This is a genomic window from Pantoea rwandensis (assembly GCF_000759475.1).
Taxonomy (GTDB): Bacteria; Pseudomonadota; Gammaproteobacteria; order Enterobacterales; family Enterobacteriaceae; genus Pantoea; species Pantoea rwandensis_B.
The window spans coordinates 1521049-1544772 of the sequence record NZ_CP009454.1; the positions used below are offsets into that span (position 1 = coordinate 1521049).

A 23724-nucleotide genomic window follows, 5' to 3' on the forward strand; every position below is an offset into this window, starting at 1 on the left:
TGTAGCTAAAACAGGCAGCGAACCCAGTTGCCTGTTTTAAAATCATTTACTATCAATAAGTTGTGATAATACTATCGAAAGTGAGTATACAAATAGTACAACCAGCAATGCTAACAGCCCAAAGAATAAAACAATATTATCTTGAATTGCACTTATTATCTGCCCAGTTTTCCCATAATAAGTCTGACCTAACGATATGTTGGCAACCTGATCAGTAGTTCCAATCTTTATGTCATTGACATCAAATTTATCATTCTTCGTCCAAACCCATATTAAATACTTACCTCCTTGTCTTATTGAGGGGATTTTTAGGCTTGATACAAGGGAGTCTTCATTTGAGTAGTTATCATTATCATCTTTTGTGCTTAATAGCACTTTTTCAGGATAGTCTACATAGACATCTTTAGCAACCACACCTCCAGTATTAGTAATATCAATAAAATATTGCTTCTTATATTCAAAGATGCTTTTTTCGAATGGGGGTGAAAACTGGCTTGACATTAAACCAATTACTTTCTGAGTTAATCTATCTTTTTCAAGAGGGGTTCCAGTAATTACAATCTCATCAATTAAATCATGAATTTTATCATAATTAATTGAATTGTAGAATTTCACGGTTTTTTCAAAGTATTGTGTAGGGATGTTAAAAGCATTTTCATCAATCTCAACATTTAAATTAGGTGACGGTTTATTTAGGTCACGAACGAAACCTCCAAATGTTGCAAGTCCTGACAGAATTGCCACAATAAAACCTATTTTGGGAAGCATAGTGCGGAAGCTCATATAACCTCAAATTGATGAAAGTAAAAAATAATAATACTAAAATTATAACCATCCTGTAAACTATTTTATTAATATGTTGTTAATTTTATCTGGATAGATATTGACAATAATATCAAAAGAGTTACAACGACTAATATGTTTTAATTGGAAAAAGAAAATGCAAGATTTAGAGGGGTTTCTAATAAGTATATTGCAAAATACTTTACAGAATTATTAGTGATATCAGATATATCAAGGGGGAGAGAAATGAAAAGTCAGTATAAGGTAAATAGAAAGATCCTTCTATCTACCTTATATATAAATGCAATAATAATTTTAGATCTACTTGATATTACTGATTTTATTAAGTAAAAGACAATAATTTCTTTGCAAGATACTTATAGGTCATTTTCTATTTAGGTTATACATATACCTATTTTGCAAGATTTTTAAAAAAGATTGGAACTAAAATAATGTAAATAAAATAAGGAGAGATATGGATAGAATAGTAACTAATACAATAAAAATGGATACAGGAGAGAGGTGTTGTCTCATAACTGATAAAGTTTCAAAAATGCCACTTTATTATCCATGTTTATATATTTCATCAGAATTAAGAAAGAGGAACGAATCAATTTCAACTATTGAGCTACATTCAGCGAGTATAGCTTTGTTTTATCGATTTTTGAATTTTAAGAAAATTGACTTAGAAGAAAGGATCAAAACAGCAGAGTTTCTTCGTCTTCAAGAGATTGATGCATTGAAAGAATTCATAACTAAGAGAATGAAAAAAGAGAAGGTTGTAAACCTTGACAGCGGGTGCAGGGTTAGTAGCAATACGCAATACTTCAGATTAACAGCCATTACAAAATATCTTGAATGGCTATGTGACTTCTTCACGGTAAGTTATAAAAGAGATCATATACTTATTGATAAATTCATTGCGAAAATGAAAAGTCATAGACCTAAAATTAGATTAAGAAATCAAAATTTAATAAATGATAAAAACCTCAGTAATAATCAACTAAATATTTTGTTTGATGTTTTAAAAATAGGTTCAGAAATAAATCCATTTAAAGCTGATGTGCAAAGGCGAAATAGGCTAATGATATTAATTCTTTATCATTTAGGATTAAGGGCAGGAGAATTACTAAACATCAAGGTTACAGATATTGATATAGGCTCTCAGACAATTTCAATTAACAGGAGAGCTGATGATCCTAATGACTCAAGGATAAAACAACCGCTTGTTAAAACCTTAGAAAGGAAGCTGTCTATATCAAATGATCTATGCAATGAAATTTGTGATTATATAAAAATTGAAAGACGTAAGCATAGAATGAAAAAAGATAATGGGTATTTATTTATCTGCCATAAAAAAGGAAATACTTTCGGTGAACCCTTATCTATTCAAGCATATCATAAAATTATTAATGCTTTAAAGAATTCTTGCCCAGAACTTTCCAGAATGACAGGGCATAAGTTAAGGCATACCTGGAACTATGAGTTTTCTTCAAAGATGGATCAAATGGAAAATCCGCCTAACCAATATGAGCAAGAACAAATGAGGTCTTTACTGATGGGTTGGAAAGAGGGTTCGGGAACTGCTTCAACTTATAACAGAAGATTCATCGAAAAGAAAGCCGGAGAGATAGCTTTAAATATGCAAAAAGAGATTATCAACAGAGGAGGTGTTTGATGTTAAGAGTAAATATTAATGGTGACGATAATGAGAGCACTTATGAAGCTAAAACGAAAGGTTATTACTTTTCCCTAAGTGATGAGACATGGAGGCTAAGCCGAAATGCGACAGTTAATATTAAATCGGTAAAAGATGCCATAAACAAAGAATTGTTGGGAGGATATTTAAAAACACTAAAGCACTTAGCTTGTGAATTAAGTCCTGCTTCAGTTAAATTAATAAATAATAATTTTAGAAGGTTTATTGTAAATGTGAAGCCTGAGAGAATTGATGAATTTTCCCTTGTGAGGTTTAGAGGATCTGATGGTAAGAACAATAATATTATGTCATCGGTAAGGATACTCATAAAAAAATGGTATGAATTGGGCTATTCTGGAATAGATGAAGGTGCATATGTTTTTTTGTGCAAACTAATAATCCCTGATAACAAAAAAGGAGAAGTTGTAAGAAGAAGAGATCAAGTTAAAGGCCCATTTACCGATATCGAATTACAATCTTTTCTTGAAGCTTGCTATAGAGCATATGACAAGGAAAAAATAGATATTACTCAATTAGCAATGACTTTGCTGATAAGCGCAACTGGAAGAAGGCCACTACAGATTTCGCAGATGAAGGTATCGGATATAAGAAGGTTAAAAGTAAATGAGAATAACTATTCTTATGTCATTAGTATCCCGAGGATAAAGCAAGGCTTGGGGTTCAGGGAAGTTTGCAGAAGTTATCAAGTGACAAAAGACCTGTATGATTTACTCTGTAAACAGTGTGATTTAAGTGTCAAAGAAATCTCTAGTGCATTGGGCAGAGAACTGAATGATAGAGAAGTAGGAAGTACACCTCTTTTTATATCAATGCTAAAATTAAGAATGTTCAAAAAAAATAACGAACTTAGCAAGGTTTTTGTGTCTGATAAAGCTCACGAATATTCTGTGAAGATTAATAAAACACTTAGGTTTATCGCTGAAACAGAAAATGTTTTCTCTGAGAGAACTAATGAAAGATTAAATGTAAGCTCCCGAAGGTTTCGTTACACCGTTGGCACAAGAGCTGCGAGAGAATGTGCCAGCGAATTGGTCATTGCAGAACTGTTAGACCACTCTACAACTCAATATACAGGGATATATGTGGAATTTAATGCTGATCATGTTGCAAGAATTGACCAGGCAGTGGGGAATCATATGCAGAAGTATTCCAGTTTTTTCCAAGGTGAAATCCAGGTGGATAATTTAGTAAAGAAAAACGAATTGGCAGTAAGAAACTTAGCAGGTGAAGTAACTGGAGCATGTGATGGTTGTAAATCTTGTCAGGCGAATGTTCCTGTTCCTTGTTATACCTGCCACCACTTTCGTCCATTTGTTGATGCACCACATATGGAATTACGAAATCATTTATTGAAACAAAGAGAAAGAGTTATGACTAATACTCAAGATACAACTATCAGTAAAACCTTAGACAGAACAATAATGGCTGTAGAAGAAGTAGTAAAAAAATGTGAGACTTTAAAATTACAAAGGAGTAAAAGACATGAATGAAAGTAAAATAGTTGATTTTAGGAGTAAAACGGAAATCTTAGCAGAGAAAAACCTTAAAGAATTTATCCTAAATTGCAAAGGCCAGTTGAGTGGAAATCTACTTGATAATGATTGGGATAGTAATCATTGGAGGAAAATATTTAAATTTTCTAAATTTAAGATTAAGAATGTAAAATTGAAATCGTTCAGTAAAGCGGAAGATCTTGATCCCAGTTACCTTGAGTTTTGCAAGTCATATGTGGCTTATGTTTTTTGCTCTAATTCGAGAGGATTTGATAGATTAACTTTTCCTATTGTGCTTAGAGTGATCGAAAAAAATCTTTTAGAATACACTGATTCTGGTGATATAAAATTACTAAATCCAGTCATTCTCGATGAGTGCTTATCTGACATTAATGATAACTACACTAAAGCAGTGGCATACAAATGTGGTAAATTCATGGAGAAATTAATCACCTTCCTGAACGAGAAAGAACTTCTTAATTGTGGCTTAATCAAATGGAGTAGTTACATTAGACCGCCTGAGTCAAGATTGTCGATTTCTGATAATGCAGACAAAGCCAGATTAGCTAAACTGCCTAACGAAAAGGCTTTACAAGCAATTGGAGAGATCTTCTCAATGCAGGACCATGATCTTCATGAAAGAGACCTTTTTGTTACTTCTGTGTTCGCTCTGCTTATGTGTGCACCAAGCCGTATAACTGAAATATTATCTTTACGAGCTGACTGCGAAGTGATCGAAAAGAATAGGGAAGGAAAGGAATGCTACGGCTTGAGATTTTATTCATTGAAAGGTTTCGGAGCAAATATAAAGTGGATACCTGAAATCATGGTTCCTACGGCTAAACTTGCCATCAAAAGGCTATTGAAATTATCTGAAAAGCCAAGGGAAAGAAGTAAGGTTCTTGAGCATAAGATGAAAGATAAATCAGCAAGAATAATTTGGTTCGATAAGGAAAAGGATGTTCGATTCAGTAATGCGCTTTGTGCCCTCTTCGTTAACCAGCTCAGTATGAAACTACAAACTGGTAGTGAACTGTTTAAAATATCAAATGTCTTTTTCTCAAAGGAATTAGGTAGTTCAAAAATCAATAAACATAAGAATATTTTCGAAAGGCATGGATACTATGATGAACATAATAATGCTTTGTTTCTGAGGACTCATCAAGCCAGACATCTACTTAACACCATCGCTCAAAGAGGAGGTCTCGGAGAGCTGGACATAGCAAAATGGTCGGGTAGGGTGTCTGTTACCCAGAATAGAGTTTACAACCACATCACAGAAGCTGAGATGATTGAAAAGGTCAAAGCTCTGGGGATTAATCAAAATAACATAATCCCCTGCGATAGTGATGTGATTGAGAACTTCGAAATCTCCACTCTTCATGACTTAAAAATTAAATTAGAGCACGGTGCTGTCCATATAACAGAATATGGATATTGTGTGCATGACTACATTTTAGCTCCCTGTAGCAAATACTTTGATTGTATCAACTGTAGTGAGCAAGTTTGTGTCAAAGGGGAAAAGCAGAATCTTGATAGGCTCAAGTCCTTACTTGATACGACAGAAGGCCTCGTTGTTAAGGCTAATAAGGCTATTCGTGAGGACGAACTCGGAGCTGATAAGTGGTATCAGCATCAAACCAAGACACTTGAAAGACTGAAAGGGATTATTGCATTGATGGAAAATCCCGAATTACCTGATGGTTCGCTTATAAGAACACATTGTGACGATTTTTCACATCTGTCTCGTATTTTAGAAATAAACAAAGATTGCAATGCTGTATTAAATAACAAGGAGAAAAATAATGGCCAAATATCTAACTAACAAAGATCTACAAACAATTATAAATTGTATAGCAGGTTGGCAGAGTTCAAAACAGGGTAAGTTTACCTGGGAAAATCTTTGTGATTCTGTTGCCGAGCTTCTTGTTAAGAGACCAACAAGACAGTCCCTCAGTCAGCATAAAGAGATAGCGAGAGCTTTTGAACTTCAAAAGAAAAACATAAAATCTGGAGCATCTGAAGTTAAAAGACCTGCAAACCTGAACATTGCTTCACAGCAGATAAAAAATTTGCAGTTGAAAAATGAGTCCCTTAAAGAAGAAGTCAGGGTTTTGAAACAGCAGTTTGTAATATGGCAATATAATGCTCACAAATATGGAATTAAAGAACATCAACTCAATGCACCCTTAATTCCAATTGATAGAGAAAAAACTTATAAAGAATAATGATGTTTTTTTCGGTAAAATTTGATTTTCTATCAGGATGCGTTATAAATATTATGTCAAGGATGACGAATTAGCAAGGATGCTTATTATGAATGGATTACAAAGGTATTTGCCTGACCAAAGGTTTTTGATTTTACTCAACAGATTTATTATTAGGTATGATGAATCAGGCTGTAATAAGGAAAAGATTGTCAAAGATGCTTATTTATTTTGTGTGGGATACTTCCTGAAATATCAATCTGAATATGAAAATCAGCATTTGGCTGGTCCAAGTAATATTTTGGCTGTTTTGACTTCCTCTTTACTCAGCCCTAATTACCTTACAATACCCTCAACAATAAATCTTGAACGGGTTATTTATTTCTACAAGTTCATTGTTGAATATATCATTTGGAATGAATATGAAGCTGAGAAAACCTTCAGAAGCCAAAAGAAAAATTTCGAGTATAGACCCGAATTTAGGCATCAAGGGAGAAAGCTGAAGAAATAACACTAATTTTGTTTTTTTCTGCTTGAAAAATAAAGTATAATTCTTGAGCCACATGATCTGTTCACTTCAACTAAATGGTGAGTGTTCTGCAAACAGATCATGTGGCATAGGCCCTTTCAGTCATGTTATATTTATTGTATAAGAATTTAGCTCGGGATTTTTGAAATGAACGATTACGAACAAAAGCTTCTTGAGAATGGTTTTTCTACAAAAGATATTGGCAAACTCAAAAGTATAATTAAGAGAGACGAGTCTCAGACGGACTCGCTTAAGAGCCTTGTTTTAGATTTAAGTAAGCGATTCTGGGGAGGGATTATTTGCATTGCCATCATTGCTTCTGTCTTTGCATACGGCCTTTACAAGGGGCACGATGAGAGCTTAGTATCCTATGGTATCGTTCTTATCATAGGATTGTTAATTGTTTACTTCGTCACACCACTGAATCTTGCCTGGAAAGCTCACTGTTTTATTAGAAAGAACAGAAATTAGTTACCTTCTTTTTTGTCATTCATTTGTTGAAGATTTAGCCCTATTCCTGCCCCTTTGACCGCTGCTCCGGCTCCTTTGAGGGCGAGAGCAGGCTTACTCATCACCTGTACTTTGCGATAGTAATCAGTTGGAAGAAATTTGAATAACCGCCACGATTCTGGCTTTAGGGTCAGCTTAAAAATCCCATAGTAAGAAGTGGTCAGGTCAACAACTTGATATGCAAGTAAACCAAGACGAGAGTCAAAGCCAAAGAACTCCGCAGTATCTTCGTATGCCTCTTTTACTGGATTTGACGGATTAGGTATACCCCTTAGTTTATCAATGCTTTCAATCGTAGAGCCTGCCCCGTTTGCGACCAAGGCTGACCCCGCCAACATACCTACTACGTTTCCTGTCGCTAATGAACCTGCAACAATCCCGACACCAGCGACAATCTGAAGTGTCCCTAGCACGACTCCTATAGCATCTATCACATAACCAATAATTTTTTCGTTATCATGATAAAACTTAACTGATGCTGAAATGGTGGCTTGTCCTGAACGAAGCATCCTGTCTTGCAGGGTGAGGTTATGAGATTCTTGCTTCAAATTTTGTATGCATTCCTGACATTGCTCATCACTGGTAGAAGAACGAATGGTAGTAAGTTGGAGATTCGCAAAGTCCCTCACTTCATCATGAAAACGCATCCTGAGCATTCCATCTTTCAGGTGAATGAGTGAGAGATTGTTAGCCAGGCTTACTAGTTGATTTGCCTGAAGATTACCCATCGTGAGGAAGTAATCCGAAAATCTGTTCTTATTCCAGTAGTTGTCCATAACATTATCTTTATGTAAACATAGCTTTCAGTTAAGAGTGCTAATCAGATCCTAAAATAACTGGAGTTGGAAAGGAAGACAAATGAGTATTGATCTTTTTCTCAAAATTGAAGGCATTACAGGCGAATCTCAAGACTCAAACCACAAGGGATGGATTAATGTCGATTCCTTCACTTGGGGAGCAATTCAACCTGGTAACATGAGTGTTGGCGGAGGTGGTGGTGCAGGTAAAGTGCATTATCGTGATCTCACAGTTCAAACCCATATCGACAAGGCTACTCCAGCAGTAATGAAGTATGTCTCAAATGGCAATCACATCAGCAAGGTGGAACTCTCCGCTTGCAAGGCAGGTGGTAGTCAAACCGAGTATTGCAGGATCACATTGGAGGATGTGCTTGCTACTAATGTCCTTTTCAATGGAGCGATTAACTCAGAAATCCTGAGTATGTCATATCAATTTCAGGCATCTAAGGTCAAAATTCAGTATTGGGAACAGACTTCATCGGGCGGGAAAGGTGCTGAATCTCAATCGGGTTGGGACATTAAGGGCAATAAAGAAGCTTAATAAAACTTTAAGTTAATGGGACTCAACTTAGGAAACTTTCATATGAAATGTAACATAACAAATTGGATTTGTTTTGGAGCTTTTTTTTTGGTGTTTTTCTCAATCAGGTTCATTTCTCTTAGCCATGATCTTCATGTTTCTGGGTTTGTTTTCTTAGCAGCATTCGTTTATGGGCTTTATACATATATTGTAGTGTTGGATAAAGTTAATAGTCTCAAAGATGATAATAAAATTGTTAAAGCTTTACATGCAGGCAAACTCATATCGAATCTAAAAAAAGGGAATGAAATTGGTTTTTTAGGACGAAATGTTTTCTTTTTTACTGGTTTTACTATCGGTATGTTGTTGATTAGATATACTTAAAGTCTTAATTTTCTTTATGTAATATCTTCGATTTAATAAAGCGGTTAGAATACCAATGCTAACCGCTAAAAACCATACTTCAAAAAATGACATATACATAGTTACCTCCTAATTATAATTTAATATACAAATAGCAGTAGTATATATATTGTCAATGTTTATAAAAATATTTTTTATTTTTTACTTGAGATGTTGATTTTTATTTCATGCTGAATAACCTTAACGTATCGAACTAAACAGAGCAGGTTTTTGTAAAAAATTCATCTATGCTTCATCTTGTAAATAGTTTCCTTCACTGTATTATAAAAATGCTCAAACCTTAACATGCTTATTTGAAGTCGATTCTGTCCCGTTCACCACTTTTTCGAAAATATGCATCCATCTCTTTAATTGTAGTTCTGTATCTCTAATACCTTCCTGCGAGTTAAAGTCACCTTTTTGAGGAAAGAACATTACTCTCCACTCAGGATACTGAACATCATCTAAAGCGATATAAAAACCTGATTCTCTGAAGTCGTGTGTGCGGTCGAGTTCTCTATCCAAGCCTGTTCTTTGTCGTGTAGTTGAAAGGTTGTATCGCCATTCTTTTACAGCAGAGAAGGGGTAGGTCTTTTGTTTATTCTCTTCCTTGAGATGGATCAGTTCTCGGTGCTGGTCGAGTTTCATTGAAGTTGGACCAAATTCATGACTCCACATCCCGTCTTGCTCGCCAAAATGATCCTTGGTGCTGGCATTCCACTTCTTGATGCGGAATTTTTTATAAGCAAACATCAAGAGCATGATGCTGGCGAAAATCCAAATGACAGCAAGTTCCACTAAACCTTTCATGCCTAAAAAATAGAAAATGACAATTGGGAGGGCAATTGCCATCCACACTCTTTTCATCATCAAGAAGTTTGGTTGCTTGACTTCGGTCATTACTGTCATAGGTTCATCCGGTATTGTTTCGTTGAATGCACAGCACACTTATCCTTCAGCTTATTTTGCTGATAAATCAGTGAGCTATATCGCTTTGATTGAAGTTACATTACGACTCAAAATGACTGTCTAGCAAATCATTTGTACCGATCGATCAGATCTTATTGATAGTCCAAGGCTATCATGATTCAAAAATTGATCTGTAAAAACGATCGATCGATATTTCCTATCAATATGATTAATAATGAGAATGGTATGCCAATTTGTCTTAAGTGTTGGCTTTAACCATCTGATAACTAGAGGGTTTAAACCAGATTAAATAGAGGGTTTTTTGTTGCCAATGTCGATTTTAGTATGGTCAGTAAGCGGATCTGTTTCGCCACTGTTTTGGTTGTGAGAAACGAAGTGGAAGGGCTTCATTTTGATTGATGGTTTAAGAAGGTTCAAACCAGTTGCTTTTAAGGCTTGGATAATTTGCTTCAGATAGGGAACCCAAAGTAGCCAACGAACCTTGTCGTTTTGTTCTGTATCCATCTCCTCCGTATATGGGATAGCAGGGGGATGGGTTGTAGGCTGGTAGTGGATGTTCACCAAGCTTTCCATTGCTTCTAATTCCTCATCTGGCAACCCTGCATCATCAATCACATGAGGCTCGACAGTAGCGGTGAGAGTAACCTTCTGGCTCAGAATCGACCAAGAATAGGCTTTACCCAACTGAGATGCTTTGAAGGCGATTCCTGCATACTCAAATGAGAAACCATTCATTTTACCCGTGGAAGCAATGTTCGCTTTGGCTGTAATGTTCAGCTTACCGAGTTCATAGACAAATTCGTCAATGGTGATGGTGCCATAGAAACTGAGCACCGCCTCAATTGCTTCCTGGATGATTTTCTTTGGAGCTTTTATGCCTGACCTTGCTTCCATCATTTCTTCATTCCTGCCAGTTTTCCTGACTTTAGGTGGGGAAGAAGGAGATGGGCCTTTGGTTCGTGTGAGCAAATGATCCCGCTCAAGCTCTTGAATGATTCTGGTGCTGATGAGGTTCTCATTTCTGCCAAGGTAGAGCTGGCCATCGGGTATACGGATGCGAGATGCAATTATATGTATGTGCTGGCCGGCCTCGTCGTCATGTAGGACATAGCAACGAAGATGGGTATCATCGAATCCCATTCGCCTCATATAGTCGTCAGCAATGAGTTTCCATTGCTCATTAGTGAGTAAATCTCCCATAGGCAGGCGAAGGGAATTGTGCCATACCGGTTTCTGCACATCTGGGCGGAGCTTCTGTGTTTGCATGAACTCAGCAGTCACCTCATCCACGGAGGAACCGATCATATTACCGCCTATTATTACTGGCACTGTTTTGTGATGAGGAGCTGGAGCAAGTGCATAAGAGATGACACCTTTGAAGCACTTACCCCTGCGGATTTTTTGCATTCCTTTCACGAGCTGAAAATCACTTATCGAGTGAGAGCAGGGCATCTCTCACATGAGATAGCTTCAGCCTGAGAGTATCGACCTCATTACTCAAAGGCTGAGCATTCGATCCGCGACGAATAAGAAATGAAGTGAGGTCATTCAACTTTTGCAGGGAAGCCGTCAGTTGATGCCAGGCTTCTTTGTTCACCTCTGGAACTAAGGGAGGCAACTGCTTTAGAGCTGAAGATCTCAGCCAACAGCTCCTGCTTAGCTGTCCTCTGGACTGGTTTACTTTACTCAGCTCAACTTCATTTAATCTGACAGTTACTGAGTATCTGCGAAGACGGTTGGGAGGTAATTTCTTTGCGACAGGATTATTGGTAAACGAAGAAGGAAACTCATCATCGAAAATAATATTTATTTTTTCCATATCAACTCCTTTTGATATTTAGGTTTAATAGCAAGTCCGTATGCTATATGTAAAAAATACCATAAAGATCAATAGTGTCAATGGGTTGGCATTTGATTGTGGGGTGGCTTTGTTCTTTCTTTTTCAACCGAAGGGCAGAAAAAGCAAGGCAACTGAGCATCGCTCAGTTAGCCCTTGCTAAAAGAATAATTTAATTGTAAGTTATAAGAAAAATTAGAGGTTGGATATGGGGATTGATGTTGTAAAAGGTGTTGTTACATTTAACCCTGCTCATGAAGGAGCAGTTTCAACATCAATAGTATCCAATCCGAAGTTTAAAAAAATATATATGAAAGGCTATGGGGATGGTGTTTTTGTTTATTCCATTTTTGCTCGGATGAGAACAAAACATAAAGGTGATGGTAATCCATTAATCTATGCTTTAAAAAAAATGAAGGGATTCACCATTTCTTTTAAAGAAATCATCAAGTTTAAGGCTAATTCAAAGAAGATCCTTGCGAAAATTTCTAGTCATAAAAATTTCGCTTGTGATATTATTTTAGTAATGCCCTCATCATCGAATGTAGCGGGAATTTTCGCTAGGTTTGTAGGGTTCGTTTTGAAAAAGGAAGTTGTTTATGATTATTTTGAAAAATGCACTATCGATGAAGTTTTAATGAGTTTTAATTTTAATGTTGTAACCAAGAAAGATGAAGAAGATGTCACTGGTGTGCTTTATACCTTGCATAAAATGGATGGAACAAAGATCTTTGATTTAAAGGAGATTAATACATCCATAAGACATTACTTTCAGCCTCTTAAAATAAATAAAAAGAGTGTAGGCAGATATGTCTTTGATGATAAAGATATACTCTTTATTGATGATGTTTTATCATCTGGAACAACATTATTAAATGCCCATAAATTAATATCAAGTTTGCCAAAGAAGATTATAGCAATAACTTTTCTTAGTGACTTGTATAACTATTGACATTTTACTCGAAGTAAAGTACTATATTGAAAGCTACAAGACCATATATCGGCCCTATGGTCTATAAAGATGAGGCAACCTTTGAGTTGCGGGTTCGCGCAGGCGCCATTCCGGGCCGTCACATAAGGTGGGAATACGGTAAAATAATCCAGGAAGCGACTGGATAGAAGAAATTTTTGAGGAGGCTTGGCCTCCTCTTTTTCTTTGGAAATAAATACACCCCCTCCCGCTGCATAATATCTCTTCTTTCTTTCAAAGTCGTATTATTAATATCTTCCTATTAGGTCTTATCTTCAGCATAAATCTTGTTGTGAAATATCCGTAATAAAAAGAATCAGGAAATACTTATTTCAATATCAATCTTTTAAAGTCAAATAATTAACTATCATACATTTCTGTTTTTGAGGAAGGTTAAAATTTTTCTTAATATATTCTAAAAGTCTTTCGAACTCACATAATCATTCAGTGATGAACCTCACTCATCGGAGTGGTTTCTTTGTTAAAGAGCATTTCCGGGGGCATGTCATAAATTAAAATGAAAAAAAATACATATAGAACAGGAAGCTAGCTAGAAGATTTGAATGCTTTAAGGGATACCAAAAATTACCTATTTTTGTATCTACGATAAAAAGTGTTTTATGGGGCTTGATTTTAAAACGACGCGAATGTCTTCAATTATTTTGAATTTATCTATAGTGCTCATGGAAGAATCTATATTAAATAACGACTAACAATTGAAAGCTAATTTAGGTTTTATCCCATCATTTAATCTACACCCTTGACACCATGACTGGACGATGAATCTACCATCACCCATATTTCTCATACCAAAATCATCATATTTGTAGAAAACATGTGTGCCTTCATTGCTGGAGCATGAAGGGCAACTTTTGAACACCTCGCCATCTTTCTCGATGATCACGGATTCATGTAGTGGCTGCTGACATGTGGAACATACATCTTCCGCTGGTATCTCAGACATTAGGTTGATCCTCCATCAGTATATTTAAATCAATGACTTAGAATATGGGGCTTATAGCCCAAAATTTAATCAAATCATAAATTCATGTAATCATATTCGCATGTGTCATAAAACTTTTCAAAACAAATTTACATTCTGATCCGCGATGATTATCATTGAGGAATAAGAATATTCTGTAACCCACAAAAGTAAAGTTGTTGAAAAACATTAAGTTATATAGAGTTTCCGTTTTTTTTATATTTTTTCGCGATTCATCGCCTTCTTTGAAAGGTAATTTTAATTTTTTAATTTCTGCTTTGATACTTTCTGGATGGTAATGTTATGAAAAAAAACATATCAAAAACAATGTATTCAGAATGGGTGCTTCGAAACAGCCTCTATTGGATGAGTGCTGTTACCCGCTGGAAGCTTGATGAAAACGATCAGAACTGGCTCGTTTCATTCGAACTATGGAATGACGAGGTTGAGTTCGAGTTCGAACGACTGCTGAATGATTACAAGCTCAGGGAGAAGGTTCAGGCACATACCGGCCAGGTCAGGTCTTCTATCATCGACAATGTTCTGAGGAGCATCGATTCGAGACTTGCCGAATGACTACGATGCCATTCAACTTTGATCGCCTGAGCAATGGCAAAGTCTTCATCAGCAACCTTGCTGGCTTTCACAGCTTCGTCAATGACGAAGAGCTACATCTTCTTGCCGATAACAAATTCCCTCTAGAACAAACAACCTCCCGGCTACTTGAAAGCAGATTGTTCATTGCAGACGATGCGAATCAGGCAGTCTCAAAAGCCTCACTGAGTTCGGCCTTTGCCAAGCGACTGATGAACGAACTGGCCGTCAGACCAATCTTCATGATTGTGCCGACTCTCAGGTGCGATCACACATGCAAGTATTGTCAGGTCAGTAGAGCATCGGTTACCGCTGACGGCTATGACCTGAACCCTGAACTAATACCGCAAATCGTCAGCACCATCAAAAAGCTGGGCACTCCACCTTACAAGATTGAAGTGCAGGGAGGAGAACCGCTTCTCAGGTTCGATCTCGTTCAGGCAATTTATGAGGAATGCGAGAGTTCATTAGGTAGTGATGCTTTCGAAATGGTTATTGCTACCAGTCTCTCAATATTGGATGAGAGCATCCTCTCATGGGTTAAAAAGCGAAATATCACCTTCTCCGTCTCTCTTGATGGTAATGAAGCCATCCACAATAAAAACCGTATCCTTACCGACTCTCAGGCTCACAACAAAGCCGTCACAGGCATTAGAAAAATCACAGAAGAGCTGGGAGCAAACCGTGTAGCTACGGTAACTACAGTAACTAAGGAGCTGACAAAAGATCCAGCTTCCATAGTGGATGCTCATCTGGCCCTTGGCCTCACTGACATGTTTATCCGGCCTGTGAGTCCCTATGGGTTTGCTCAGAAGCAGAGCTTCACTTTTTCAATGTCGGAATATTTCGATTTTTATAAAGAGCTGATGAAGGAAGTGTTGCTTCAGAATCAGAAAGGCATACCTGTCGTTGAGCATTCGGCTTCAATCCATCTAAAGCGAATTTTCAATCCGGGCTTCAGTGGTTATGCAGATCTGAAATCACCAAGCGGAGTCGTGCTGAACTGCATCCTGTTTAACTATGACGGCAAGGTCTACGGCAGCGACGAAAGCCGTATGCTCCAAAAAGTAAATCCCGAAGCAGATTTCAGTGCAGGAGAGTTTGCTTCACTCTCATTCAGTAGCAACAAATACTACCGTTCCGCCCTCTCATCATCATTCAACTTTGCCATGCCAGGTTGTAACACCTGCGCATATCAGCCTTTCTGTGGAGCAGATCCTTGTCAGAACATCAGTGTTCATGGCGAGCCTGTTGGTGACAAGAGTCGTTCAACCTTCTGCCAGTATCACAAAGGGATGTTCCGCTTCCTGCTGAATGAAATCTCTCAGGATGGACCAATGGCTGAGATGCTCAAAAGGTGGGCTTATGTCTGAGGTGCTGAGAAACGATATTTTCCGGTTTTCATCGGACTTGCCAGTTCAGCAAGGCTTCTATCGCCTATGCAAAACCAAGCCTGAAAATCCTCAATTCTATTTGCCAAATTTGCTTGTCACTACAACACAACTCGATTCCAGACTGCCTGCATATTTTTCAAATTCGATTGTGAGCCACGAACTTTTCGATTCCATAGAAGATGGTGACATTGGGATCGTCAACAACGGCAACATGCTCCGGGTGATACTGTCCCGTAGAGCAAACCACAACACTGTTATGGTCACCGAAAGGTGTAATAACAGTTGCCTGTTTTGTTCTCAGCCTCCTAAAGCAGGAAATGATGACTGGCTTCTAAACCAGTCAGCTCTCGCTATCGCTTCTTTCTCACTGCATGGAGTAGTAGGAGTGAGCGGGGGAGAGCCTTTGCTCTATGGCGGAGACTTCCTGCATTTTCTGGACTTCATCATCGAAAATTCACCTGAAACAGCACTGCATGTTTTAACCAATGGACGGAAGTTTGCGGATGTCAGCTTTACCCAGCAGATAAAAGAACGAAGCGAAAAGATCAAAATCACTTTTGGCATTCCTCTTTATTCTTCAAGAGCAACAGTTCATGACTATCTGGTAGGAAGCGAAGGAGCATTTGATGAGACGGTTAGAGGACTGATCAATGCCGGTAACTCAGGTATCAACATCGAATTGCGAGTCATCCCTACTCAAGCTAACTATACAGAGCTTGATGATATCGTAGAGTTTGCTGGCCGTGTGTTCTCTAACATTAACCAGATCTCCCTTATGGGGCTGGAATCGATTGGATGGGCCCGTAAGAACTGGTCATCGATCTTCATTGAGCACGACAACTATAGCGAACAAATCCTTTCGGCTGTAGACACTGCACACAGGTCAGGTATCCCTCTTACCATCTTCAATTATCCTCTATGCCACCTTCCTGAAAGGGCATGGGATTTTGCAACTCAGTCGATCTCTGACTGGAAAAATTACTATCCCAAAGAATGTGATGAATGCACTCAGAAGTCTTCCTGTGCTGGTTATTTCAGTTCATCAAAAGGCCGTTTTCATCAACCTCCGAGACCAATAATATGAAAAAGTTTAATTTCGCTGCTCTACTTCCGGGATTTTTGGCACTTAACAATTCAGTCTGGGCAAGTGATTCATCTACTGGTGCCAGTGACTTACCTGGTATGACCCTGAATGAGCATGATTTGGTGATAGCCCCTCTCAATACCGAAGTGCCGTTCTACATTGCCGGACACAGAAGTCACAGTTCTCACCGTAGCCACAGCTCACACCGTTCTTCATCAGGTGGAGGTTACTATGGTGGAAGCACACCTTATTATCCCAAGACATACAGCACACCAAGCACCTCAGAATCATCCAGTTCAGGAACTCGTTCGTCGTCGTCTTCCTCCTCCTCTGTCCGTTCACTTCGCTCTAATGACACAGATAGCACAACCACAACAAACTCAGCAGGAACCACAGGTGCTAATCGAGCAAGTAGTAGGCTGACTTCTGATACAGAAAAACGTAAGCGGTTGATCATGAGGGTGCAGTTCGCCTTACTCGATAAAGGTTTTTACAGCGGTAATATTGACGGGAGCATGGGACCTGCAACACGAACTGCCATCAGGAATTATAGAGTTGCAAATGGACTACCTACACCGGTAAGGGAAACCTTGGATACACAGTTGTTAAACTCATTAAGTATTTTAGCTCGTTAAAAGGAAGCAATTAGTGTTGGAATCGAGAAGATCCTCAATTATATTTTGGAGGTTGTTATGGCTTTAATAAATAAATCAGATTTAAAATATACGTATAGTTGGACTGCTATAGGTGATGACGATCCTAAAAGAACAGGTAAGCCTGATAGCACATTGCTCAACAGGAACGAAGGATATGAAGTTCTTCCGTTCTTAAATAGGTTTGCAGAAAAGCATTCTTTTAAAAGTAAGGAATCAGCACTCAAGGCTGAGAAGATGATAAAAGAATACTTGCCTGGTGATATCAGAAGCCACAAGAATGTCACTTCGTGGCTGGAGGATAACTGGAGTAAATATTGACGATCATATACAAATGGCTCATTTATGAGCCATTTTAAATGTTTTTTGTGTCTTGTAGAATAAAAGGAATATATCAATGGCACAGTTAGTGATTAAAAATGTAAAAAGCTATTCTAAAGAGCGAAGCATTAATATAGATTTGAGCAAAAAAATAAATCTTATATATGGTCAAAATGGAAGCGGTAAATCTACCATATCAGGATATTTTTATAGCCCATCCAATTCATCATACAGGGAGTGTTCTTTTAGTCAAAAAGATGATTATCAGTATGTCGTATATAACAATCAGTTTGTAGAAGACTCGTTTTATCATAAGTCTGAACAACCTGGTGTTTTTACATTGAGTCAAACAAATAAAGAAGTTATGGAGGATATTAAACAGTCAGATAAAAAAATGGCTAGTTTAAAAGTTAGTCTGACACGGCTTGAAAATGGGATAAAAGAAAAAGATGAAATGCTTACAAAGCTTGAGAATAGCTGTAAAGATGCTGTATGGAAAAAAACAGCACATATCAGAGCAACCGAGCTTACTGAGTTAATGACTGGGAGTTTAAGAAAAGATAGCCTATATAATAAAATATGCACACAAGTTAGAAAAGATGAAGCTAGTTCAGATGATGTTTTAAATGAATATAAAAAATTAAAAAATAATAAAAGTTCTTCTTTCAATTCAATCAACCTCCCATCAATGCCTATCTTGAATAAACTACAGGAAGAATTGCTTCTAACACCATTAATCCCATCGTCTAATAGTTACCTTTCAAATGTTATTAATGAGTTAGGGAATGCAGATTGGGTCAAGTTGGGATTAGGATATGTTAATGACACGAAGTGTCCATTCTGCCAAGGAGATACAATCAATAATGATTTTTTAAAAGCCATAAAAGATGTCTTTGACGAAACATATGAACTAAGATTAGAAGATCTTAGATCTTTTCATAATGATTACTCCAAAGCTTGTGACGAATTTACAAGAGAATTAGAGCATTCTCTAAATGGCTCGGGTTACATTTCTGATGACGATAGTATCTGGAGTCTCAACACACAGATCGGGCAAGCACTTGAACTAAATAAAAACGCTATCAAAGAAAAGATTGAAAAACCTTCGGCTGTAATATCAGTCACTGATTTATCAATAAATCACGATGAATTGAAAACAAAAATTAAAAGTTTGAATGGTGAAATAAAAGAAATTAATGACAGGTTGAATATTTATGAAGCGAGCATTTCCAATGTTACTAATAAGCTTTGGATGGTATTGAGAAATTTATGCGGTGATGTGATTGATAATAATAACAGTAATATGGATGAGTTGAAAAAGGAAAGGAATACAATAATAAAAAGGAAGGAGATTCTTGAAGATGAAATACAGCAGGAAAAAAATAATCTTTCACAGCTCAGAAAACAAGTTTCTAACATGGACGAAACTATAGATAAAATAAATGCATCTCTCAGAAATCTTGGGCTAAATAGTTTAGAGATAAAAAAAGCACATGAAAGAAATTTTTTTCAAATACACAGAGGGAACGATAATGTTGAAGTTTACAAATCATTAAGTGAAGGTGAAAAAACGATAATCACCTTCTTGTATTTTTTGGAGTGTTGCGAAGGTCAACTCGAAGAAGGAGAGGTTAAAGATAAGTTAATTGTAATTGATGATCCTATATCAAGTCTATCTCATGACTATATTTATGAAATATCTTCATTGATACATTATCGAATCATTGAAGGTATGGCACCAGAAGCTAAAGTTCTGATACTTACCCATAACTTGTTCTTTTTCCAAGAGCTTTTAAAACTAGCACCTCCTAAAATAAAAACCTTCGATAAGCAATATAATTTATTGAGAGTAGTAAAGAATGAATTTAGCGATGTTATTTCCATGTCTAAAGGTGATATCAAAAATGAGTATGAATCCTATTGGATGGTATTAAAAAATGTGAAAGATGGTATTGTGAATCCGGTTGTTCTTCCAAATGTAATGCGAAATATTCTTGAATATTATTTTTCATTTTCATGTAAGTTGGAAAGCCTTAAAGTAGTATTAGAAAAACTTGCAGAGTCGGAAAGTGATATTACCTATAAGTCCTTCTGTCGCTATATGCATAGAGGGTCACACTCAGATTCTTCGAATATAAATAATTTAGGTAGGGGGGCAACTGAAAAATATTTTGAAATCTTCAAAGATGTCTTTGATAAAACGGATGATCTTCCACATTATAATCGAATGTTTGGATGTGAAATTGATAAGGAAATGACAGAATAAGAAGGGTTACCACTGAGGCATCTCTGAATCGAATCAACGACGTGGCAGGGAGCGAGTGTGCTGGCACACCGTTTCCCACTGCCCGTTTCGGAAACGATCATACTGGCGAACCAGCACAACTTTTTCAAAAGTCATGGCATTAACTCCATCTTTTCTCAGTTTGCAACTGATAGCCTTCACACCCCATGTGCAAAGCAAGCATACTATGGGATTTGGCAGGAAAGAGTGCCTCAGTGGTAAATTAATATTTTAGTTAAACGAGATATTAATGCAAGCATTTTTTATTCTAAAACTGATTAAAGTAAAATTCACAAAGATTCACTAAGTAAGTTTATCTATGTCTGAGATCTTTGTTAGTTCATTCAGGTAATCGTTCTTATTCCTTAAAAGCCAATGAAACACTTTTGGATTTTCCAGCAGTTTCTTGATATGAGAAATGATAATTGTCAGTTTTAAGCTATTGGATCCGTAGGTTTCTTTAATTTTTTGAGTATCAAAATGGACTTGAGCCATTTCTTTTTCAAGTCTTTCTATCGCTTTTCTATTTGCAAGTCTGGAGTCTGATTTATTTTTAGGTTGCTGGATTAAACACTCCGGGGAAGAGCTATGATATAGAGAATCTGAAAAAAGTGTTGAAAAATTTTCAAATTTAACCATCAAGTTCGCACATTCTATTTGTCTCAATGGAACCATTTTCTTTAAAGTCCTAAAGGTATTTATAGGAATATCTCTATCATTAAACAACTCAATCACTTCCGGGCATATACCTTTTAAAACAGATAGATTAGATTTTAGAGCCTCAACACTTATATTCAATGCGGTGCAAAGCATTTCAGCAGGAACTCCTACTCTTACAGCTTCTTTTAGCATTCTTTGTGTTTGAATAATTGTTATCCGGTTAACTTTTTTATTAGGTGTGTAGGTGTCGTATGTCGTCGAAATAAGACAATTTACATTATCTTCTCCTAAGTCTTTAAGAGCCTCAATCCGAAGATGACCATCTAGAACTTTCACAGAGTTATCCTTTTGATCAATGAAAACAAGTATTGGTTCTATTAACCCAATGGCTAAAATAGTACTTTTTATTTGTGCGTATTTTTTACTGATTTGAAAATTTGTAGGAAGCTTTTTTGTGTAAGTCAGATCAGCGATTTTGAAGCTTACTGATTTGTCATTGAAGCAATATTTGATCATTTCACACCTCAATTAGCAGCGTTTTTAACTATGACTTTCACAACATCTTGTAAACTCTCTTCACTTACTATTTTAGAAAAATTCTCATTGCTGGTAAGTTCTTTGAATATTTGACTTGCAACGAGTAGCTTTATCTCTACATATTCAGCTTTATACTTGATTTTTTTATGTTGGGAAATGTTGTCCTGATAAAGTTGTTGCAACTCATCAGTGGTCATTTTTCTCTTCTTCTTGGCGACCCCAAAATTATTATTTATAAAACCCTTTAGTCCTTCATCCCGCGAGTCGAGAATTTCTCGAATTTTACCAACATCTTTATGCTTTATCAGACCTTCATCAAAAGCTTTTATCAATAGTTCCTGACCACCCTCGAAGTCCACTCTTGCAATCTCTACAGCAAAAGATATAGGTATGCATCCTGATTCAACCGCTGATAAAAGTTTGTTCTCACCTTTGTTAATAAGCATGGTTAAACTTGTAATCCAGTGCAAAGATAGCCCGGTAGAGTTCGATATCTCTTTATTAGTTAATCCTTGCTCAGTCATTTCTTTTATTCGTTGGAATTGTTCTCCCGCTCTTGGGATTACTCGGGCCATATTTTCGACTAAACTCATTATGTAAGCTTGGTTTTCGTCTATATCCAATATAAATGCGGGAACTAATTCCTCTCCCAGGGCTGTCAATGATTCAAGTCTGCCTTGACCGCAAATAAGTGCGAAATCGTATTTTTTATCAACAATTCTTCTAATGGTTATTGGTTTCCTAAGCCCACTTGAATCTATGCTTTCTGTTATTTCTGCATGTCGAAATTTGTTCCTTGACCGAGGAATTACTACCTTAATAGAAGATATTTTGACCATGTGAACATTTTGATCTTGCATTTATATTACATCCTTATCATCAGTTGATAGCATATTAAAGAATGGCTTGATATCATCGAAACGATACATTTCGAATAATAGGGTATTGTTGTCTTTAATTTTCAACTCATGTTCCAGAAATTCTATTGACGGTAAGATGTAATAATCAACAGGCTCAGTATTGAGACTATTCATTCTTGCAATGATGCTAATTTCTGGATTTAAACTCCTGTCCAATCGCACTACCCATCTATGTTTGTTTAAACCTGTTTTTTTACATCGTGAAAGCACAATAGAGAAGCTTAAGGCTTTATTAACTGAAATTAGTTTATTTTCAAGTATCTTTACTTCACTGCTTGTAATTTCATTTTTTATTTTGTTTACAATATCACTGTGCTTTTTTCTTAGGAAAGAGTTTATTTCTAAGTATCGATAATCTCGCTCAGGAGTATAGTCGATTAATTTATAGGCATTGAGAAGACCTCCAAAGCGGTTTGCAATTACACTGCTTGATGGACTACTATTCTCTTCATCTATAATAAATCCTGATATTTTTCCATGCTTGGAAAGAATTTTCCTCAAACAATCCAGGATCTTCTCATCGCTCATTTTTATAGAACGGTTATCGATAATTTCTTTGGCTAATCTGAATTTTTCTTCTGAAATAATAGGCTTAAAAAAAGATTTATATTCAACCCAATCTTCTTCAGGGTTTTTAATCCTTTTTGTCTTTAATTTTTGTGAGGTCCGGTTGTATAAGTATCTGCCAGTATATCTGCTATTGATAAGAACTGAGTGAATTCTGCCTCGTGTCCATTCTGTTTTGTCGCTGAATCTATACCCCTCCTGATTGAGTCTTGAGGCTATAAGATACTCATTTAATCCATCAAAAATGAACATATTAAAGATCTTTTTTATTAGCTCGATTTCTTTCTTGGTTCCAGGAACGAGGACTATTCTGTCTGTTTGAAGGCTCTTTCTTTCACCATGAGCGAGTAGCATCTTCGGTTTGTTATTATTATCAAGTAACCTTCTTTTTAGCCCATATCCCGGTGTGCCACCTTGGTAATAGCCTCTCTTAACAAGATTCACATGTCCTGCAAAAACTTTTATTGAAAGATTTTTACTAAATGCACCCGCTGCATACATAAGTGAAGAAAGTATGAATGTTTCAGTTTCACTGTTTTCTGGTAGATTTTCGGCACAATAAATAACATCCACATTGTTCATTTTTAATAGATATTTATAATAAATGCCTTCTTGAGGATCCTTGAAACGACCGAAGCGACTGACATCGTATACAAGGACGGCATCGATATTTATTTCTTTCGTAAGAACATCGTTAACGAGTTTGTTAAAATCATGCCTTCCACTTGTGGATACGCCGCTTTTACCTGCATCATCATAAGTATGTAAGATTTCCATATTATGCTCATCAGCATATTTTTTAATGAATTGAGCTTGGTTATCTAACGAAAACTCCTGAAGATTAGTAGACATTCGTAGATACTGGGCAACCCTAACCTTATGTATCTTAGTTGTTTTATCAATCATTTTAGTGCCTTGATGAAACTACTTAAGAAAAGAATTGGTTAAAAATTGATCAATTTTCAATCGCTTGCAACCTTTTTTTTGTTTCTGCAAGGCTGATTTGGAGAGTTGCAACCAGCATTTC

Annotated in this window: 23 protein-coding genes; 15 read left to right on the top strand and 8 right to left on the bottom strand. The window is 36.6% G+C overall.

What is annotated here, in order from left to right:
- Positions 1–42: 42 nt before the first annotated feature.
- Positions 43–783: a hypothetical protein gene (locus LH22_RS06900; protein ID WP_038645178.1), complete on the bottom strand. Its 741-nt coding sequence runs from the start codon at positions 781–783 to the stop codon at positions 43–45.
- Between the two features lie 475 nt (positions 784–1258).
- On the opposite strand from LH22_RS06900, the gene LH22_RS06905 reads away from it, so the two are divergent.
- The 6 genes from LH22_RS06905 (at position 1259) to LH22_RS06930 (ending at position 7203) form a co-directional block, all read left to right on the top strand.
- On the top strand, positions 1259–2461 hold the full coding sequence (locus LH22_RS06905; protein WP_038645180.1) for a tyrosine-type recombinase/integrase: 1203 nt from the start codon (positions 1259–1261) through the stop codon (positions 2459–2461).
- Entirely contained in the window at positions 2461–3993 is a 1533-nt protein-coding gene (locus tag LH22_RS06910) for a site-specific integrase (RefSeq protein ID WP_052059373.1), read from the top strand. The genes LH22_RS06905 and LH22_RS06910 overlap by 1 nt, the downstream gene beginning before the upstream one ends.
- On the top strand, positions 3986–5821 hold the full coding sequence (locus tag LH22_RS06915) for a hypothetical protein (protein ID WP_038645182.1): 1836 nt from the start codon (positions 3986–3988) through the stop codon (positions 5819–5821). Before LH22_RS06910 ends, LH22_RS06915 begins: the two co-directional genes overlap by 8 nt.
- Positions 5802–6224 (top strand): hypothetical protein, encoded by a 423-nt coding sequence (locus tag LH22_RS06920; protein WP_038645184.1) that lies wholly within the window; start codon positions 5802–5804, stop codon positions 6222–6224. Before LH22_RS06915 ends, LH22_RS06920 begins: the two co-directional genes overlap by 20 nt.
- 88 nt (positions 6225–6312) lie before the next feature.
- A complete protein-coding gene (locus LH22_RS06925) occupies positions 6313–6714 on the top strand; it encodes a hypothetical protein (RefSeq protein WP_038645186.1) in 402 nt (133 codons plus the stop codon).
- 165 nt (positions 6715–6879) lie between these two features.
- The gene (locus LH22_RS06930) at positions 6880–7203 is read left to right on the top strand and encodes a hypothetical protein (RefSeq protein WP_038645187.1); all 324 of its coding nucleotides are present in this window, start codon (positions 6880–6882) and stop codon (positions 7201–7203) included.
- Here the strand turns inward: LH22_RS06930 and LH22_RS06935 are convergent.
- A complete protein-coding gene (locus tag LH22_RS06935; RefSeq protein WP_038645189.1) occupies positions 7200–8018 on the bottom strand; it encodes a DUF4225 domain-containing protein in 819 nt (272 codons plus the stop codon). The two genes, LH22_RS06930 and LH22_RS06935, sit on opposite strands and share 4 nt — an antisense overlap.
- Positions 8019–8100: 82 nt before the next feature.
- Between LH22_RS06935 and LH22_RS06940 the strand changes: the two genes are divergently transcribed.
- Positions 8101–8583 (top strand): Hcp family type VI secretion system effector, encoded by a 483-nt coding sequence (locus LH22_RS06940; protein WP_038645191.1) that lies wholly within the window; start codon positions 8101–8103, stop codon positions 8581–8583.
- Positions 8584–8625: 42 nt separating this feature from the next.
- Positions 8626–8946, top strand: coding sequence for a hypothetical protein (locus LH22_RS06945; protein WP_038645193.1), 321 nt, complete (start codon positions 8626–8628; stop codon positions 8944–8946).
- A gap of 312 nt (positions 8947–9258) precedes the next feature.
- Here LH22_RS06945 and LH22_RS20425 read toward each other — a convergent pair whose 3' ends face one another.
- From LH22_RS20425 to LH22_RS06960, 3 genes are all read right to left on the bottom strand, one after another.
- Positions 9259–9873: a DUF4755 domain-containing protein gene (locus LH22_RS20425; protein ID WP_052059375.1), complete on the bottom strand. Its 615-nt coding sequence runs from the start codon at positions 9871–9873 to the stop codon at positions 9259–9261.
- A gap of 306 nt (positions 9874–10179) precedes the next feature.
- Positions 10180–11310 carry a relaxase/mobilization nuclease domain-containing protein gene (locus LH22_RS06955; protein WP_081946750.1) on the bottom strand — a complete coding sequence of 377 codons (1131 nt, stop codon included), beginning with the start codon at positions 11308–11310 and terminating at the stop codon, positions 10180–10182.
- Positions 11311–11320: 10 nt separating this feature from the next.
- Positions 11321–11713: a hypothetical protein gene (locus LH22_RS06960; protein WP_038645195.1), complete on the bottom strand. Its 393-nt coding sequence runs from the start codon at positions 11711–11713 to the stop codon at positions 11321–11323.
- Between the two features lie 226 nt (positions 11714–11939).
- On the opposite strand from LH22_RS06960, the gene LH22_RS06965 reads away from it, so the two are divergent.
- The 7 genes from LH22_RS06965 (at position 11940) to LH22_RS06990 (ending at position 19995) form a co-directional block, all read left to right on the top strand.
- Entirely contained in the window at positions 11940–12683 is a 744-nt protein-coding gene (locus LH22_RS06965) for a phosphoribosyltransferase (RefSeq protein ID WP_038645197.1), read from the top strand.
- Between the two features lie 1303 nt (positions 12684–13986).
- Positions 13987–14259, top strand: coding sequence for a His-Xaa-Ser system protein HxsD (gene hxsD / locus LH22_RS06970; RefSeq protein WP_038645199.1), 273 nt, complete (start codon positions 13987–13989; stop codon positions 14257–14259).
- Entirely contained in the window at positions 14256–15650 is a 1395-nt protein-coding gene (hxsB, locus tag LH22_RS06975) for a His-Xaa-Ser system radical SAM maturase HxsB (protein ID WP_038645201.1), read from the top strand. Before hxsD ends, hxsB begins: the two co-directional genes overlap by 4 nt.
- A complete protein-coding gene (hxsC, locus tag LH22_RS06980; protein ID WP_038645203.1) occupies positions 15643–16755 on the top strand; it encodes a His-Xaa-Ser system radical SAM maturase HxsC in 1113 nt (370 codons plus the stop codon). Before hxsB ends, hxsC begins: the two co-directional genes overlap by 8 nt.
- Positions 16752–17390 (top strand): His-Xaa-Ser repeat protein HxsA, encoded by a 639-nt coding sequence (hxsA, locus tag LH22_RS20125; RefSeq protein WP_071845598.1) that lies wholly within the window; start codon positions 16752–16754, stop codon positions 17388–17390. The genes hxsC and hxsA overlap by 4 nt, the downstream gene beginning before the upstream one ends.
- Before the next feature lie 57 nt (positions 17391–17447).
- Positions 17448–17729, top strand: coding sequence for a hypothetical protein (locus LH22_RS06985; protein WP_038645205.1), 282 nt, complete (start codon positions 17448–17450; stop codon positions 17727–17729).
- Positions 17730–17805: 76 nt separating this feature from the next.
- A complete protein-coding gene (locus LH22_RS06990) occupies positions 17806–19995 on the top strand; it encodes an AAA family ATPase (RefSeq protein WP_038645207.1) in 2190 nt (729 codons plus the stop codon).
- Positions 19996–20316: 321 nt separating this feature from the next.
- On the opposite strand, the gene LH22_RS06995 is transcribed toward LH22_RS06990, so the two are convergent.
- Genes LH22_RS06995 through LH22_RS07005 form a run of 3 tightly spaced genes read right to left on the bottom strand, consistent with a single transcriptional unit; the run spans position 20317 to position 23603 of the window.
- A complete protein-coding gene (locus LH22_RS06995; protein ID WP_038645209.1) occupies positions 20317–21189 on the bottom strand; it encodes a plasmid partitioning protein RepB C-terminal domain-containing protein in 873 nt (290 codons plus the stop codon).
- Between the two features lie 8 nt (positions 21190–21197).
- The gene (locus LH22_RS07000) at positions 21198–22070 is read right to left on the bottom strand and encodes a ParB/RepB/Spo0J family partition protein (RefSeq protein ID WP_038645211.1); all 873 of its coding nucleotides are present in this window, start codon (positions 22068–22070) and stop codon (positions 21198–21200) included.
- Positions 22071–23603, bottom strand: a complete 1533-nt coding sequence (locus LH22_RS07005; protein WP_038645213.1) for a recombinase family protein — start codon at positions 23601–23603, stop codon at positions 22071–22073.
- Positions 23604–23724 lie beyond the last annotated feature (121 nt).